The 16,509-nt window shown below is 45.8% G+C and carries 17 protein-coding genes; 10 read left to right on the forward strand and 7 right to left on the reverse strand.

The features are described 5' to 3' along the window. The first annotated feature begins 1 nt into the window (after position 1). The 5 genes from ACP7BU_RS06750 (at position 2) to ACP7BU_RS06770 (ending at position 6,422) form a co-directional block, all read left to right on the forward strand. A complete protein-coding gene (locus ACP7BU_RS06750) occupies positions 2-535 on the forward strand; it encodes a hypothetical protein (protein ID WP_004733068.1) in 534 nt (177 codons plus the stop codon). A gap of 9 nt (positions 536-544) precedes the next feature. Further along, positions 545-1,531, forward strand: coding sequence for a DNA polymerase III subunit delta (gene holA / locus ACP7BU_RS06755; protein WP_085064524.1), 987 nt, complete (start codon positions 545-547; stop codon positions 1,529-1,531). A 124-nt stretch (positions 1,532-1,655) separates the two neighbouring features. Then, positions 1,656-3,017: a MacA family efflux pump subunit gene (locus tag ACP7BU_RS06760; protein ID WP_004733071.1), complete on the forward strand. Its 1,362-nt coding sequence runs from the start codon at positions 1,656-1,658 to the stop codon at positions 3,015-3,017. Positions 3,018-3,019: 2 nt separating this feature from the next. Further along, positions 3,020-4,996, forward strand: a complete 1,977-nt coding sequence (locus ACP7BU_RS06765; RefSeq protein WP_044109938.1) for a MacB family efflux pump subunit — start codon at positions 3,020-3,022, stop codon at positions 4,994-4,996. Between the two features lie 10 nt (positions 4,997-5,006). Next, positions 5,007-6,422 (forward strand): efflux transporter outer membrane subunit, encoded by a 1,416-nt coding sequence (locus tag ACP7BU_RS06770; RefSeq protein WP_425879163.1) that lies wholly within the window; start codon positions 5,007-5,009, stop codon positions 6,420-6,422. A gap of 66 nt (positions 6,423-6,488) precedes the next feature. On the opposite strand, the gene ACP7BU_RS06775 is transcribed toward ACP7BU_RS06770, so the two are convergent. Together ACP7BU_RS06775 and ACP7BU_RS06780 are read right to left on the reverse strand one after the other, a co-directional pair. Beyond that, positions 6,489-8,321 carry a tetratricopeptide repeat protein gene (locus tag ACP7BU_RS06775; RefSeq protein WP_005261812.1) on the reverse strand — a complete coding sequence of 611 codons (1,833 nt, stop codon included), beginning with the start codon at positions 8,319-8,321 and terminating at the stop codon, positions 6,489-6,491. Positions 8,322-8,419: 98 nt separating this feature from the next. Beyond that, positions 8,420-9,190 carry a tRNA threonylcarbamoyladenosine dehydratase gene (locus tag ACP7BU_RS06780; RefSeq protein WP_005103214.1) on the reverse strand — a complete coding sequence of 257 codons (771 nt, stop codon included), beginning with the start codon at positions 9,188-9,190 and terminating at the stop codon, positions 8,420-8,422. Positions 9,191-9,372: 182 nt separating this feature from the next. Here ACP7BU_RS06780 and ACP7BU_RS06785 point away from each other — a divergent pair, with 182 nt between their 5' ends. Then, on the forward strand, positions 9,373-9,618 hold the full coding sequence (locus tag ACP7BU_RS06785) for a hypothetical protein (protein ID WP_005107898.1): 246 nt from the start codon (positions 9,373-9,375) through the stop codon (positions 9,616-9,618). 41 nt (positions 9,619-9,659) lie between these two features. On the opposite strand, the gene orn is transcribed toward ACP7BU_RS06785, so the two are convergent. Next, positions 9,660-10,217 carry an oligoribonuclease gene (gene orn, locus ACP7BU_RS06790; protein ID WP_425879160.1) on the reverse strand — a complete coding sequence of 186 codons (558 nt, stop codon included), beginning with the start codon at positions 10,215-10,217 and terminating at the stop codon, positions 9,660-9,662. A 125-nt stretch (positions 10,218-10,342) separates the two neighbouring features. Between orn and rsgA the strand changes: the two genes are divergently transcribed. The 4 genes from rsgA (at position 10,343) to secB (ending at position 12,675) form a co-directional block, all read left to right on the forward strand. After that, a complete protein-coding gene (gene rsgA, locus ACP7BU_RS06795) occupies positions 10,343-11,401 on the forward strand; it encodes a ribosome small subunit-dependent GTPase A (RefSeq protein ID WP_005103207.1) in 1,059 nt (352 codons plus the stop codon). A gap of 93 nt (positions 11,402-11,494) precedes the next feature. Continuing rightward, positions 11,495-11,902 (forward strand): rhodanese-like domain-containing protein, encoded by a 408-nt coding sequence (locus tag ACP7BU_RS06800; RefSeq protein ID WP_004278386.1) that lies wholly within the window; start codon positions 11,495-11,497, stop codon positions 11,900-11,902. A 21-nt stretch (positions 11,903-11,923) separates the two neighbouring features. After that, entirely contained in the window at positions 11,924-12,178 is a 255-nt protein-coding gene (gene grxC / locus ACP7BU_RS06805) for a glutaredoxin 3 (protein WP_004278388.1), read from the forward strand. A gap of 38 nt (positions 12,179-12,216) precedes the next feature. Continuing rightward, the gene (secB, locus tag ACP7BU_RS06810) at positions 12,217-12,675 is read left to right on the forward strand and encodes a protein-export chaperone SecB (protein WP_004647439.1); all 459 of its coding nucleotides are present in this window, start codon (positions 12,217-12,219) and stop codon (positions 12,673-12,675) included. Positions 12,676-12,850: 175 nt separating this feature from the next. Here the strand turns inward: secB and ACP7BU_RS06815 are convergent, their stop codons facing one another. The 4 genes from ACP7BU_RS06815 to ACP7BU_RS06830 form a co-directional block, all read right to left on the reverse strand. Beyond that, complete coding sequence (locus ACP7BU_RS06815) at positions 12,851-13,657, reverse strand: enoyl-ACP reductase FabI (protein ID WP_180181437.1); 807 nt, start codon at positions 13,655-13,657, stop codon at positions 12,851-12,853. A 127-nt stretch (positions 13,658-13,784) separates the two neighbouring features. Beyond that, positions 13,785-14,606, reverse strand: coding sequence for a TatD family hydrolase (locus tag ACP7BU_RS06820; protein WP_138743099.1), 822 nt, complete (start codon positions 14,604-14,606; stop codon positions 13,785-13,787). After that, a complete protein-coding gene (locus ACP7BU_RS06825) occupies positions 14,603-15,565 on the reverse strand; it encodes an RsiV family protein (RefSeq protein ID WP_425879156.1) in 963 nt (320 codons plus the stop codon). Before ACP7BU_RS06825 ends, ACP7BU_RS06820 begins: the two co-directional genes overlap by 4 nt. Before the next feature lie 44 nt (positions 15,566-15,609). Beyond that, the gene (locus tag ACP7BU_RS06830) at positions 15,610-16,434 is read right to left on the reverse strand and encodes a hypothetical protein (protein WP_004647434.1); all 825 of its coding nucleotides are present in this window, start codon (positions 16,432-16,434) and stop codon (positions 15,610-15,612) included. Positions 16,435-16,509 lie beyond the last annotated feature (75 nt).

Raw genomic sequence — 16,509 nt, forward strand, 5'->3', positions numbered from 1 at the left:
CATGCATTTGGGCAAACGTTTAGCAGCAATTGTTTTAACTTGTGGTCTGAGTGCAGGCTTAGTCGGCTGTGGTTTTCATCTGAAAGGAACCAATCCGAGCTCCGCACCTGTTGCTTACTCTGTCATGAGCCTGTCTTTACCGCCCAATACTGAAGAACTGCAAGAAAAACTGGCAGTTTACCTCGGTGCTGCAGGCGTACAGCTGAGTAATGCACCCAATGCTTATGTGTTACGTGTCCTGGATTACACCCCTCGCCGTCTGGAACTGAACGGTAAACTAGTTGAAACCTTGTTACGTTTAAACGTGACTTTCCGGATTGAAGATGCACAAGGCAATCCGATCACTGAACCACGCACTGTCGTGGCAACACGTACGTATCAATATGATATTGAAACGGTCAACACCGATGACCAGGAACAAAAATATCTGAATCAGGTCATTATTGATGATGTGGCGCAGCAGATCGCGCGTCAGATTTCATCGAACCGCTTACCCTTAGCCAAACAAAATACCTCAGCGCAACCTGCTCAATAAGACCTCTTTATGAAACTTGATTATCTGCAAGCCCTGAAACGTGTCGATGAAGCTCGCGGTGCTTGGGTCTTGCATGGTCAAGAGCCTTTGCTGGAACAGAATTTAATTGATGCCTTTCGGGCCAGCTGGCAAAAGCAGGACATTGAACGTCAACGCTATGACATTAGTTCGGTCGCCGACTGGAAAACCGTCTTTAATGCCTTGAACAGCTTGTCGCTGTTTTCAACCCAGTTGGCGATTGAAGTACATGGCAATATCAAACCGGATGCCAGCGCAATCAAGTTACTGAAAAACTATTTGCAGCATAATGAACAAAACCTGCTGTTGGTGGTGATGCCCAAACAGGATAGTAATAGCCTGAAATCCAGTTTCTTTCAGCTGATTGATGCCAATGGTGTGAATGTTTCGCTGGTGGCCAATTATCCAAAAGACCGGCAGCAGATTCTGGGTATTGAAGCTGAAAAACTCGGCATTCGTTTAGCCAATGATGCCTGGCAATGGCTGGAACAACATCATGAGCACAACCTGCTTGCAGCAAAGAACAGCCTGATGCGGGTTAGCGATACCTTTGCTGAAGTCGATATCATTCAGGTTGATCATTTATATGCATGTTTACAAGATCAGTCACGTTATAGCACCTATGATTTGAGCGATGCCCTGCTACAAGGTAATCTTTCCCAGTCGATCAAAATTTTTCAGTATCTAGTCGTTTCAGGTGAACCGATGAGCCTGATTTTATGGAGTCTCAGCAAGGAAATGCGTCTGTTGATGCAGCTGTTTGAACAACCGCAAAATGCCTTGCAAATCGGGATCTGGAAAACCAAAGTCGGGTTATATCAACAAGCCTTGCGCCGTCTCAGCCCACAGACTTTTCTGGCCTGGCCGCGGTTATTATTAAGAATTGATGCCTCAATTAAAGGACTCGGACATGAAAATCCGGAGCATTTGGTACTACAGGCGATTTCCAGTATCTGTGGCAAGCCCCTATTTCACTAAGTCTTTGTCAAAATTCGAAAAATAAAATAATAATCATTCCTATTAGTTTAAAAAAATACACGATTTATCCTAATTTCGCTTTTATAATCGTTCACAATTCTCTGATTTTGAACCGATATTGATCATGCCAAAAATAAAACCGACGAAATTGATTATGGCCGCCGTGATTGCCATTGCGCTCATCGCTGCGGGGTGGTACTTCCTCAAACCCAAAGAACAGCCTCCGCAATATATTACGGCTGAAGTCACCCAAGGCGATATCGAAAGCTCTGTACTGGCGACTGGTATTCTGGAAGCGACCAAGATGGTCAGCGTGGGGGCGCAGGTTTCGGGTCAGGTCAGAAAAATGTATGTAGAACTGGGCGATCAGGTCAAGCAAGGTCAGCTGATTGCGCGGATTGACTCCGTTCGTCAGGAAAATGATTTAAAAACCGCTGAAGCCAGCATTAAAAATCAGATGGCACAACTTGCAGTAAGACAGGCGAATTTGGCCAAAGTTGAAGCTGAATACAACCGTCAGAAAGCCATGTATGCACAGGATGCCACTTCTCGCTCAGAGCTGGAATCGGCATTTGCGAACTATAAAACGGCGCAAGCGGATATCACCGCTATCAATGCACAGATTGAACAGTCGCGTTTGACGCTGGCGACTGCCAAAGAAGATCTTGGCTATACCCAGATTGTAGCCCCGATGGATGGCACGATTGTGGCGATTGTGACTGAAGAAGGTCAAACCGTGAATGCCAACCAGAGTGCGCCGACCATTGTTAAACTGGCCAAACTCGACACCATGACCATTAAAGCTGAAATTTCTGAAGCGGATGTCATGAAAGTTGAAGAAGGTCAGACGGTTTATTTCACTACGTTAGGCAATAATGAGAAAAAGATTTACGCCAAACTACGTCAGGTTGAGCCTGCACCCAATTCAATTAATACCGATAGCAATACCTCAAGCTCATCGTCAAGTTCTGCGGTGTATTACAACGCATTGTTCGATGTACCGAATGAAGATGGAAAATTACGTATTGATATGACTGCACAAGTTTATATCGTACTGGATGAAGCCAAAAATGTGCTGACCATTCCTGCTGCGGCCATTCAAGGTTCAAACCGTCCGCCACGTGCCAATCGTGGTGAAGCGCGTGGTGAGGGTTCTCGCGGTGAAGGCAGTCCGGCATCACGTCCTGAAGCTGAATCGGCTCAAGGCAATCGCCCTGCCGGTGAACGTCCAGCGCGTCTAAACCTGTCTGAAGCAGAACTTGCATTGATTGAGCAAGGTAAAGCACAACGTGGCATGGTTCGTGTCTTGCAAGCCGATGGTACTGCAAAACCAACCCCTGTATTAATCGGTTTGAATAACCGCGCGACTGCGCAAGTGCTGAAAGGTTTAAAACGTGGTGATCAGGTGGTGATTGCCGATGGTTCTGACACCTCCAATGATGCAGCAAAACGCGGTGGCAATAGCCGTGGCCCAATGAGAATGTAAGCATGAATTCACAACAACAGCCTCTCCTCGAGGTGAAAAATCTGGTTCGTGAATTCCCTGCGGGTGAAAGCACGGTCCAGATTTTAAAAGGGGTGAATCTAGAGATTTATCCGGGTGAACTGGTGGCGATTGTCGGTCAGTCCGGTTCCGGTAAATCGACCCTGATGAACATTCTGGGTTGTCTGGACAAACCGACCACGGGTAGCTACAAGGTCAAAGGCCGTGAAACCCGGGAACTGGAAGCGGATGAACTGGCGCAATTACGCCGTGAATATTTCGGCTTTATTTTTCAGCGTTATCATCTGCTGGGCGATTTAAATGCAGCAGGCAATGTCGAAGTCCCTGCGATTTATGCCGGTGCGGATTCATCTGAACGGCATGCGCGAGCCGTCAAGATTCTGACTGATCTCGGTCTGGGTGAAAAAACCCAGAACCGTCCGAGCCAGCTCTCTGGTGGTCAGCAGCAACGGGTTTCGATTGCCCGTGCGCTAATGAATGGCGGTGACGTGATTCTGGCCGATGAACCGACAGGTGCATTGGACAAGAACAGCGGTATTGAAGTGATGCGTATTTTGCGTGAACTGAATGCCAAAGGTCATACCATCATTCTGGTCACGCATGATCATAATGTAGCGAAAAATGCGACCCGGATTATCGAGATTTCAGACGGTAATATCATTTCCGACCAGCCCAATGTTCCTGAAGTCGAAGAGCATCTGGAAAAACAGCCGCTGATCCGCAGTGAACAAAAGAAGATTTCTTCATGGCGTTCTGCAGTTGACCGTCTGGGTGAAGCCTTCCGGATGGCCTTGCTGGCCATGAATGCACATCGCATGCGGACTTTCCTCACCATGCTCGGAATCATTATCGGTATTGCTTCGGTGGTCTCGGTGGTGGCACTCGGTAATGGCTCACAAAAGCAGATTCTGGAAAATATCAGCAGTCTGGGGACCAATACCATTACCGTATTTCAGGGTCGAGGCTTTGGGGATAATTCCAGATCTTCACAGTCCAAAACCCTGATTCCGGCCGATGCCGATGCGCTAGCTGAACAACCGTATGTCGATGGCGTCAGCCCATCGGTGAATAGCAGTGTCACCGGCCGTTATAAAGAAATCGAAGCTTCAACTACGGTCAACGGCGTCAGTGAAGATTTCTTCTACGTGCGTGGCATGACTTTCCAGTCCGGTCAGCCTTTTGACCGCAGTAGCGTCATGCAACAGGCGCAAGATGTCGTCATTGACACCAATACCAAAAACACCTTCTTTAAGGATGGCACCAATCCGGTGGGTCAGGTGATTTTACTCGGGAGCGTACCGAGCCGGATTATCGGGGTGATTGACGCGCAAAAAGGCATGATGGGCAATAATGACAGCCTGAATGTCTATCTGCCGTATTCCACCGTCATGAGCCGTATGCTGGGGCAATCCAATGTGCGTAGCATCATTGTGCGGATTAAGGATGAATACCCAAGTGCGGCGGCTGAAAATGCGATTTTGAATTTGCTGGTACAGCGACATGGCGCGCAGGATGTGTTTACCCAGAATGCCGACAGTATTCGTGAAACCATTCAGCAAACCACGGCGACCATGACTCTGCTGATTTCAGCAATTGCGGTAATTTCACTGGTGGTCGGCGGGATTGGCGTAATGAATATCATGCTGGTATCGGTAACCGAACGTACTCAGGAAATTGGTGTGCGTATGGCAGTGGGTGCCCGTCAAAGTGATATTTTGCAGCAATTCCTGATTGAAGCCGTTCTGGTCTGTATCTTGGGTGGTATTTTGGGTGTGCTGCTTTCTCTCGGGATTGGCCAATTAATTACCCATTTTGCCGGCGGTACTTTCCAGATGGCGTATTCAACCACTTCGATTGTAGCGGCCTTTGTCTGCTCAAGCCTGATCGGGATTGTGTTTGGCTTTATCCCGGCACGTAACGCTGCTCGTCTGAATCCAGTCGATGCGCTCTCTCGCGAATAAGGAATCTGATATGCAAATGAATTTAACCAAGCTTGCCAGTGCCCTGTTGCTGGGAAGCTCGCTGGTCGGTTGTGCCGCAGTGGTGAAAACCCCCTATCAACAGCCTGCGATCAATATGCCGGGTAGCTTTCAAAACAATAAGGTGCTTAGTCAGCAGATTCATGCCGATATTTTGGCAGATCAATGGTGGACTTTATTTAAAGATCCGCAATTAAATAATTTGGTGAATGAAGTATTGGCGCAGAATACCGATCTGGCAGTGGCCGGCATCAGTTTACAACAGGCCCGTATTCAAGCCAGACAAGCTCAAAGTCAGCAAGGCGTTCGTGTCGGTGATGCCGGACTGACAACACGTAGAAGTTTTGATTTAGAAGATGGTGATAGTTCATCGAGTTTTGGGATTAATTATCCGGGTTTAAGCTATGAACTGGATCTGTTTGGCAAACTGGCCAATCAGACTGAAGCGGCACGCTGGGAAGCACTGGCCTCTGAAGAAGACTTGCAGGCAACCGCACAAAGCCTGATTGGCACCACGGCACAATTGTACTGGCAACTGGCTTATCTGAATGAACGTTATAGTGTGGTACAGCAAAATCTGGCGACCGCGCAAAAAACCTATGATCTGGTGCGGGTGCAATATCGTGCCGGCGCAGTATCCGGTCTGGATTTAACCCAGGCGGAACAGGCAATTCAAAGTCAACAGGCGACTTTAAGCCAGATTGAACAGCAACGTGTGGAAACACGTACCGGACTCGCGGTATTGCTGCACATGCCGGTTCAACAGCTCGCGATTCAAGAGCCAAGCCGTTTACCGAATATTCAATTGCCGAGTATTCAGGCTGACTTACCGGCGAGTTTGTTGTCACGTCGCCCTGACCTTCGAGCGACTGAACTGCGCTTGCGTAAGGCACTAGCCAATAAAGATGCCAACAAAGCCAGCTACTATCCATCCATTAGTTTGACCGGTAATCTGACCACCGGTATTGGCAGCAGTACTTCCCTCTCGAATGCCCTGAAAAATCCGATTGCAACTTTAGGTGCTGGTCTGACTTTGCCTTTCCTGCAATGGAATGACATGAAACGTGATCTACAAGTCAATGAGCTGGAATATGAAAAAGCCATTATCCAGTATCGCCAGACCATGTATGAAGCCTTTGCCGATGTGGAAAATGCCTTGTCGAATCGGACTGAGCTCACTAAGCAGGTGGCTTTGCAGCAACGCAATGTTGAGTTGGCCGAAAGAACTGAACGCTTGACTGAAGTGCGTTATCGTAATGGTGCAGTCGCTTTAAAGAACCTGCTGGATGCACAGGAAACTACGCGCAATGCACGACTGTCTTTGGTGCAAACCCGACAGAACCAGTACAATGCCTATGTCACCTTGATGCAGGCATTGGGTGGTAGTCCTATCCGTGAATTGCCTTAACAAAGCTTAATCCATAAAAAACCGCTGACAGACAGCGGTTTTTTAGTTCATATTATTTGGGTCAGTTTATTTCATTTGCAAATATGCATTCACATTTTTCAATAATTCAATCGATCGCTCATGTCCGAGCAAACTGCCTTTTTCCAGCCAGTCCCGTGCAATCCCGATATCACGCGCCACGCCAATGCCTTTGGTATATAAACGTCCAAGATGACTATAGGCATCTGCATTCACCTGCGCTGCCGCCTGCTGATAATACTGTACGGCTTGCTCAATATTACTCTCAACACCTTGACCTTGCTCATAGGATTCACCCAGAGCATTTAGCGCCACACCATTCTGCTGAGCGGCTGCTTTTTGCAGATAGCTCAAGCCTAAGGCAATATCCTGCGCAATCTGTTGCCCTTGAAGATACTTCAAGCCCAATTCTGCTTGTGCCTGGGCATGACCCAATTGCGCAGCCTGATGCAGATAGCGATTGGCCAGCTCTGCATTATTGATAAACACAGGATAAATGCCTGACAGAGCTTGGTACAGGAACCATGCCGCCTCTTTCGAACCTTTTGCAACCGCCTGATTCAGGTACTGGATAGCTTTGTCGCGTGTCGGTAAAGGGTATTCAACCAGACTATAAAACCGGCCAACGCTATAAATTAAATCCGCTTCAGATTGAGCTTCAATCTGCCAATACTGCTGTGCCGCGTTCTGAATCATTTGTGTGGCTTTGGCAATGTCTTTTACTGTACCGACACCATTTAAATAACACAGTGCCAGCCCCATCCGTGCAGACACATCGTCAGGACTAAGCTGATAGGCAGCCTGATATAACTCAAATGCTTTTTGCGGTTCGTTGGCCACCAGGTGCTGTTCAAAATACAGCGCAGCAATCATACATAAGGCAGGCGCATGCTGACTGTTGGCCGCTTCCGCCCAGTAACGAAATGCCATGGTTTCATTTTTATCAACATACCAGCCATGAAAATAGGCCAGCCCGATTAAGGTCTTAGCGTGTGCATCGGCGTGTTCTTTGGACTGCTGTAATAAATGCTGGAACACGCGCTGACGCTGGTCGGTATCGATACGGCCCTGTAGCACACCGGCATAATAATCATAGAGACCTTTCTGGTCACCGAGACTGATACAGCGTTTAATAAATTGCAGCGATTGCTTCAGGTCTTGAGGCAGAATCTGGCCACGCGCATAAGAGTTCGCAATCTGCTGATTGGCAGCCAAATGATCTTGTTGCGCCGCCAGAAACAGATAATGAATTCCTTGCACTAAATCCTGGGTCGCTGAATCTGTTAAATAATATTGAGCCAGCTGATACTGCGAATTGGCATGACCCTGCCCGGCATTTTGTATTAACAAGGCCAGACGCTGTGTCTCTGCAGCGGTCTCATTTTGATGGTCTTCGGTCGAAGAAAGTTCAGTGATGCGGTACTGGGCATCCAGATTGCCACGTGCTACCGCATGTCGGTACCAATACAAAGCTTTTTCCGGGTCAGCCTGTTGATACGCCTCCCCTTCATGAATCTGCCCCAAATGATAGGCTGCATCATCACTGCCCAGACGAAAGGCTTTTTCTAGATAACTAATCGCCTTTTCGGTATTCTGCTCATGTCCCAGACCTTGCAGATGCATCAGGCCCATGCCTACATAAGCTTGTGGAATTTCCTGTTGCTGGGCCAGCCCCTGATAAATCTGATAGGCACGTTCATAATTCGGATGTTCTGGATCTGAACTCAAACGTGCTGCATGTTTCAGTTGAGCATCAATCTGCTCAATCCATAAATCATGTTGTACAGCCTTCGCCTGATCACGTTTCACCGGATCGGGACGTTTCCACATCCAGATCGCTAACGCCCCTATCCCCAAAATCAGTACCAGCAAGAACCACATAGCTGCTCCAAAACATTATTTTTGTTCTGCGAATGAATCCTTTCATTCTAAACGCCAGTTTAAAAAAAGCACATAGATTGTGCTTTTTATTTTTTAAATCAGGCTTTTGCTCTTTTACTATCGAGCTTTTTCAAACCTTCTGCCACGGCAACCATGGCAAAGCTCGAAGTCACCACCACGGCAGAGCCATACCCCCCACAGCGCAAGCCGGCACTGGCGCAGACATCGGCACTGGAGAATGGATTATCAATTGAATAGACACAGGTAATGCCGAATTTTTCTTTGGGCTTTTTACAGATGCCTTTAGCACGTAACTGGGCACGCAATTTGGCCAGCATCGGGTCCTGTTCGGTTTTAGATAAATCTGCAACACGAATTTTCAGTGGATCCAGTTTGCCACCTGCCCCGCCCGATACAATTAAAGGAATCTTGTTAAAGCGACAATGTAGCATCAGGGCAAATTTGGCTTTGACATCATCGATGCAATCTAAAATCAGATCCGGTGTCGGAGCTAAAATTTCTTTGATATTCTCAGGCGTCAGATAATCATCAATTAGATTGATTTTAATCCGTGGATTAATTGCACGGCAACGCTCGGCCATAACTTCAATTTTTTCGTGACCTAATGTCGTACTCATGGCAGGCAATTGACGGTTAATATTAGACGCGGCCACCACATCCATATCGACCAAGGTCAGCTCGCCCACACCGCTACGTGCCAGTGCTTCTACCGCCCATGAACCGACACCACCGATACCAATCACCATCACATGACTTTTTTCATAATGGTTAAAGCTGTCTTCTCCATAAATTTTGGCAACACCAGCAAAACGGCGGTCATATTCATCATCTTGAAGCAGGTCAGTCATAGGTCATCTATAGCAATAAAAATACCGGATCATTTTAGCAAAATCCGCTTTTCTTTACCGCCACTAAATTTTTGATCGATTTAAATGACATTCAGATTGGATGAGAGCGACAACCGACTCGCGATTGATTAAAATATCAACAAATTAATTCTATGTCATTTGGCCAAAAGGAGTGGAATGTCATGCTATTTAACACCCTTTTGGGTTTGAACATTGTTTGTATCGGGCTTTATTTTTATGTTCTGATCAGCCAAAAGAACAAAAATTATTATCTCAGCATTCTCATTCGTTTAATGACTTTAGGATTATTTGGCTTAGTTATTTTCGATCGTTATGAAACACAGAATCATCTGATTGTGTTATTACTCTTGTGGGTAGGCTTTGAAAGCATGGAGCAGTTTTACACTAGAAAAAATCCAGTTCAGTAAAATAAAAAAAGAGGCTTTCGCCTCTTTTTCATCTATCGGAATTAATCTTTATTCATGATGAAAAAATATTCACGATAGTATTTCAATTCCGCAATCGAATCACGAATGTCATCCATCGCCAGATGCGAGGCATTTTTCTTGAGACCGCTCATGATTTCCGGGCGCCAGCGTTTGGCCAGTTCTTTCACTGAAGATACATCCAGATTACGGTAATGGAAATACTGCTCCAGTTCAGGCATCAGGCGGTGCAAGAAACGGCGATCCTGACAGATCGAGTTACCACACATCGGTGAAGATTTTGGATTGACCCATTTTTTCAGGAATTCAATAGTTTGCTGTTCGGCATCCTGAGCGGTCAGTTTACTGCGACGTACACGTTCAATCAGACCAGACTGGCCATGCTGGCGAGTGTTCCACTCATCCATGGCATTTAACAGACGTGTAGGCTGATGTACCGCAAGCACAGGACCTTCTGCCAAAATATTCAAATTGTCATCGGTTACAATTGTTGCAATTTCAATAATTTGATCATTGTCTGTGTCTAGACCTGTCATTTCAAGGTCAATCCAAATCAGGCGGGTATCAGCGGTGCTGCTCATAAATGTGCAATCTTATTGGGTTTAAAAACAACTATAGTAGCAAATTAATTACATCTTGGGTGTCATTCGGGGGCTGCTTCATGCTATTTTTGCCATCTGATTTACCCGGTTTTTTTAGGATATGAATGGCCTTAATACGTAAGCGTCGTCTGACAGAGCAACAACAGCGCCGCATTCAGAAACAACAGAAAACACGTCAAGAAGATCTCGATACCTCCAGTGATCTTGAAGGTTTAGTGGTGCAACATTATGGCCGCCAACTTGAAGTGCAAGCTTTGTCTCGCCCTGACATTCACCCTGAAAAACCTGTGGTCGCCGATGGTGAGCCTGAACCTTTCTGGAAAGAGATTGAACTGGACAGCGTCTGGCGCTGTCATACTCGAACCAATCTGGATTTATTGGTCACGGGTGACCGGGTCAAATGGCAAGCCGATCCGAATACCGGTTTAGGAATTATCACCGCGATTCATCCCCGAAAATCCTTATTGACACGCCCCGACCGCTATCACAAGGTTAAACCGGTAGCGGCCAACATTTCACTGATTGTGATCGTGTTTGCACCATTGCCTGAGCCAGCGCCGGGCCTGATCGACCGTTATCTGGTGGCCTGTGCCGATGCCGATATTCCTGCATTGCTGGTGATGAATAAAGCCGATTTGTTAAAAGAAAACGATCCGATTCTGACTCTGCTGCAAGAATATCAAGATCTCGGTTATGAAGTGATGCAGACCCAATCCGATGGCGACCTGACTGCACTGTCTAATCGTCTGGAAAATGAAACGGTGGCTTTCGTCGGTCAATCTGGTGTGGGTAAAAGCACGCTGATTAATGCGATCGTGCCGGATGCCGCACAGAAAACCAATATTATTTCGGAAAACTCGGCACTTGGTCAGCACACTACGACATCAACGCGCTTGATCGGTTTTGGTGAAGGTGCCGCCCTGATTGACTCTCCGGGAATTCGTGAATTTGGCCTGTGGCATCTGACTTTAGATAAGGTACAAAGCGGCTTTCCTGAAATTGAAAACCTGCTCGGCCATTGTCAGTTCCGTAACTGTACCCATAAGCATGAAAAACAATGTGCTTTGCGTCAGGCTGCTGCCGCAGGTGAAATTTTACCGCGCCGACTGGACAGCTATTTACGTTTAATCGACGAAATCACTGAAGCACAGCAAAAAAATTAATTTTCTTAACCCTTGGCCCTTGAAGCGGTGATTTTGATCACCATATTTATGAGCTATACTCTTGGCAATTTTAAAATTGTAATTAGGTGAATTGTGGAACGTTGGTTCGAGTTTATGGGGAATCACCCCTTCTTATTTGGAACACTCGCGGTATTAGTGGTTTTGTTCTTCATTATCGAAGGTCAACGTAACGGTCGCAAAATTTCTCCGCAATCGCTGGGAATTTTAGTCAAAGCAAAAAATGCCATGCTGATTGATTTACGTGATGCCAAAGACTTCCGTGAAGGTCATATCAGCGGCAGCCGTAATATTCCATATAGCCAGATTACAAAACATGTTGAAGAGCTGAAAGCATCTGATCGCCCTTTGGTGTTCATTTGTAACCTTGGACAGGTGGCTGGTACTGCATTACAGCAGGTTGGTCATGCCGATGCCTACCGTCTTGATGGCGGCGTCAGCAACTGGAAAGCTCAAGGTTTACCTTTGGTGAAAAGCAAATAATCCACGAACAGGAGATTGATCATGGCTGAAGTTACTATTTACTCGACGACAGTGTGTCCTTATTGCGTGCGTGCAAAACAGCTACTGGAACGTAAGGGTGTGGCATATAAAGAGATTAACTTGTCTCAAGAAGCGCCTGAAGTACGTCTTGAATTGATGCAGCGTACCAATCACCGTACCGTGCCACAAATTTTTATTAATGATCAGTTCATCGGTGGTTTTGACCAACTTTATGCTTTAGAGCGTGAAGGCAAACTTGATGAATTGCTGGCTTAACCTTACTAAAATTATCACTTCATATTAAGGATCAAAAAATGAGTGAAGAACAACAAGCTCAACCACAATTGGCATTAGAGCGTATTTACACCAAAGATATTTCTTTTGAAGTTCCTGGGGCGCAAGTTTTTACCAAGCAATGGCAACCTGAGTTAAACATCAATCTTTCTTCTTCTGCAGAAAAAATTGATGAAACTCATTTTGAAGTAGCTTTGAAAGTCGTGGTTCAAGCAACCAACGAAGGTGATACCGCGTTTATCGTTGATGTGACTCAAGCCGGTATTTTCCTGGTGGATGGCGTTGAAGAAGAGCGTCTTCCATATATCCTGGGTGCATACTGTCCGAACATCCTGTTCCCGTTCCTACGTGAAGCAGTGAATGATATGGTGACTAAAGGCAGCTTCCCACAGTTGCTACTTACACCAATCAACTTCGATGCTGAATTTGAAGCCAATATGCAACGTGCGCAAGCCGCTGCTGTGGATGGTCAAGCTTAATCGCTATCCTTCAAATCTAAAAAAGACCGCTTATGCGGTCTTTTTTATTGCCTTGAGTGGCCTCCCCCTTTATCAAAGGGGGAATGAGGGGGATTTTAATCATTTCCTCACTCAGAGGAAGAAGTCATTCCCCTCTCTCTAACTCTTTCCCTGAGGGAGAGAGGACTTATAGGATTTATTCCGCATCCGCCATCAAATCAGCGCTCATACCAACAGTATTAAAACCAGCATCAACATACAGGATTTCACCAGTAATCCCGTTAGCCCATGGCGAGCACAGGAACAATGCAGCATTACCGACATCTTCAATCGTCACATTACGTTTTAATGGAGCAACTTTCTCATTCAGGTCAAGCATTTTACGGAATGATTTAATACCTGAAGCTGCCAAGGTACGGATTGGACCCGCAGAGATCGCGTTCACACGAATACCTTCCTGACCCAAGCTAGACGCCAAATAACGTACGCCTGCTTCTAAAGAGGCTTTGGCCATACCCATCACGTTATAGTTTGGCATTACACGCTCAGAACCTTGATAGGTCAATGTCAGCAAACAGCCTTGACGGACTTGCAGCAAAGGTTTTGCCGCACGTGCCATTGCAATAAAGCTATAAGCACTGATGTCATGTGCAATATTAAAGCCTTCACGATCCGTGATCTCGGTGAAGTCACCATCTAGCGTATGTGCCGGTGCAAAACCGATAGAATGCACTACGCCGTCCAGACCATCCCAGTGTTTAGCCAGTTCAGCAAATGCATAGTCAATTTCAGCATCTACTGCCACATCACAAGGAAAAACCAGTTTCGAACCAAACTGTTCAGCAAAGTCATCTACCCGCTTTTTCAGCTTTTCATTTGGATAAGTAAAAGCCAATTCAGCACCTTCACGATGCAATGCTTGAGCAATACCAAAAGCAATCGATAATTTACTCGCAATGCCCGCGATCAAGAAGCGCTTACCCGCCAAAAGTCCTTGTGCCATGTGAATCTCACCTAAAAAAATGTATATGGCATGATGCCAAGTCTGGAGCATTTTAGAAATTGCATAATGCACCTTTTTTTCTATTTATGATGAACTGGGAATTTAAGACCGAGTTAAGAGCGTTAACTTAAATGGCCAGATGCAGGGCCTGATGAGTATTTTGCCAGAGCTGTTCAGCCAGTTCCTCTTTGTGCATATGTAGACTCTTTGCCAGTCCTTGCAGCACATAAGGTAAATTTGCAGGTGTATTTCGGGTACGTTGCTCGGTCGAGCTTTGACAACAGAGTGGTGTCATATCCGGACAGTCAGTTTCTACTACCAGATGTTCCGGTCCGACATACTGCACCACTTGATGCAGTTTTTTGGCATTTGGATTGGTGATTTGCCCGGTGATGCCCAGTTTGAATCCCAGTTTGATAAAGGCTTTGGCTTCCTCAACCCCACCACCAAAGGCATGCGCAATGCCGCCCTGTTTAAACTGCTGCTGTTTTAAAATCTGCAAAACCTCCGCATGGGATTTACGGATATGCAGCAAAACCGGCTTATCGAATTGCTGTGCCAGTTCAAGCTGTGCAGCAAAAAAATCTTTTTGTTTCTGGAAAATTTCAGCCTGTTTGTGCTGTTTAAAAAAGGTATCCAGTCCGATTTCACCAATGGCAATACAGTGCTCATTTTTAAGCAGCTGTTCCAGCTCCTGTAAATGATCAGTCTGATGCTGTTCAATATAAAATGGATGCAAGCCCGGTGCTAAATGACTTTGCGGTGCATTTTCCAGGTCATTGATAAAGTCGTGAGTTCCTAACAGATCAGCAAAACGGTTTTGCAAAAAACCAATTAAAACCAGATGCTCGACACCTGCCGCTTTGGCCGCATACGCCAACTGTTCCCGATCAGGATCAAAATCGGGAACATCAAAATGGGTATGCGTATCAAACAATTTTAAGGTCATTTGGCTTTTGCAACAGGTGCTGGCTGTGCCTCAGAGGCAGCTTTTTCAGTTTGAGGCAGATATTCGGGTTTTAGTACACCTTGTAGCTGCTCATAAGGAATCATTAAACGTGGCAAGCCAACCACATATGGCCCAATTTCATATTCGGCATATTGCAAGACCAGACCTTGTTGAGCCAGATAGAAATTATCGGTGAGTTTGAACTTCCAGGCCTGTTCATATTCGGCGACATCTTTGGCCAGCTTGGACTCTACCACCCAGGTTTTAAACGCATCATAAGCACGCGCTTCCAGTTGGGCTTTCTGTTTGACCGCAATAATGTCATCCAGCTTGATCAGCTTTTTCTGTTCCAGATCAAAATTATAATAAGTCTGTGCAGATGCCCCGTGTGCGCCTCCCAGATAATAACTGCTGTTCAAAACTACTGTCGCTAGAGGATCACCCGAATGCAGAATCTTGGGCTTAATCATCAGGCTAATACTATGACTGGCACTCAGGGCCTTGAGCTCTTTATCCAGATTCAAGAAAGTCTGCATATAAGGTTGAGTTTGCTGCTCAAGCTGCTGTTTTGGTGTCACCACTGTTGCTAAAGCAGCTTTGGGTTCAGAGGCGGCAACGTCTGCTTCGCTGGCAGCGCTCACTTTTGCCGGTTCAATCGCATCAAGAGACAGGATATTTTTCAACTGTTGCAGAATCTGCTGGTCGATCCATTCATCAATAAAGCTCTGATTACTGTTCAGACGTTCGATCGAAATTTCCGGACAGCTTTTGTCTTCACATTCTGGAATCGCCAGCTTGAGCTTTTCGGTATCGCCGCTGAGTTTAAGTGCTTCAGCTTCGGCTTGTAGCACCTCGGAAGCACTTGATTCTTCCGGCTCATTACTCTTCGGCTGACAGGCACTCAGCAAGATCGCTGATGCCAGGATGGATAGACAAAAGATATTCTTGTATTTTGGCATTCATTCACCTTTTTGGAACCTGTACGCTTGCAGGATCATGAGCTTTAAAACATATGCTGATAGATATCAGCTTTCAAGACCTGTTGTGTTTGTTGTTTTGTTAAATAAATATCCAGTTGTTTGGCGTCTTTGCTAATTTCATGGCTGCGAAAATGCAGACCAATACCTTCCTGATCAAAAAACCAGTCAGCTTGTCCCCAATACAGTTTTTTCGGCGCTTTCTGCTGCACTTGCTGATCATTTTCTTTGAGCCATGTCTCATAGGCTTGCTGAATAATCTGATCCATTAATAACTGTTGCTTAGGATCGATAATATCCAGTGGGGTCAGCATTTTCTGCTGGCGACGATCAGCCACAAAAAAATAATAGCGCTCATGCACGCTGACATTTTCCTGTTTGGTATCGACCCCAATCTGCATCAATACATATTGATTGCGTTGGTAAGGAATACGGGTATATAGCGATAACTCATAAGCCTTGTTCAGATTGAGCTGCGCCTGCCACGCATCCGATTTTTTTACATAGGCATTGATCGCCTGCTGTAAATTCATGTCCTGTTTCAAGCCGATTTGATCCTGAATCACTTTGGCCTGCTGCTTTTCAATCCATTGGTTCATCCATGGATCAACCGTATGCAAGGTCTGAATATCCAGATTGATACAGTTTTTATTTTCACAAAATGGCAAGGCAATTTTAGCCGGCTGCTCTTGAATATTCAGATAAGGCAAAACATCTGCGGTCTGCTGAGCTGCGGTCATTTTCTCATTTTGCGGAGTATTAACAGGCTCTTTTTCGCTTTGATCACAGCCACTCAGGACAAGACTTAAACCAATCACAGAACCGAGGACGACTTCCTTGCTGAGCTTCATTCTCTTTGCTATATCTATCGAGTTATTAATTGCTTAAATGTAGCATAAAATAAAACAGCTTCCGGAGAAGCTGTT

Source organism: Acinetobacter sp. 40AMC3-4, assembly GCF_049898185.1.
Lineage (GTDB): Bacteria > Pseudomonadota > Gammaproteobacteria > Pseudomonadales > Moraxellaceae > Acinetobacter.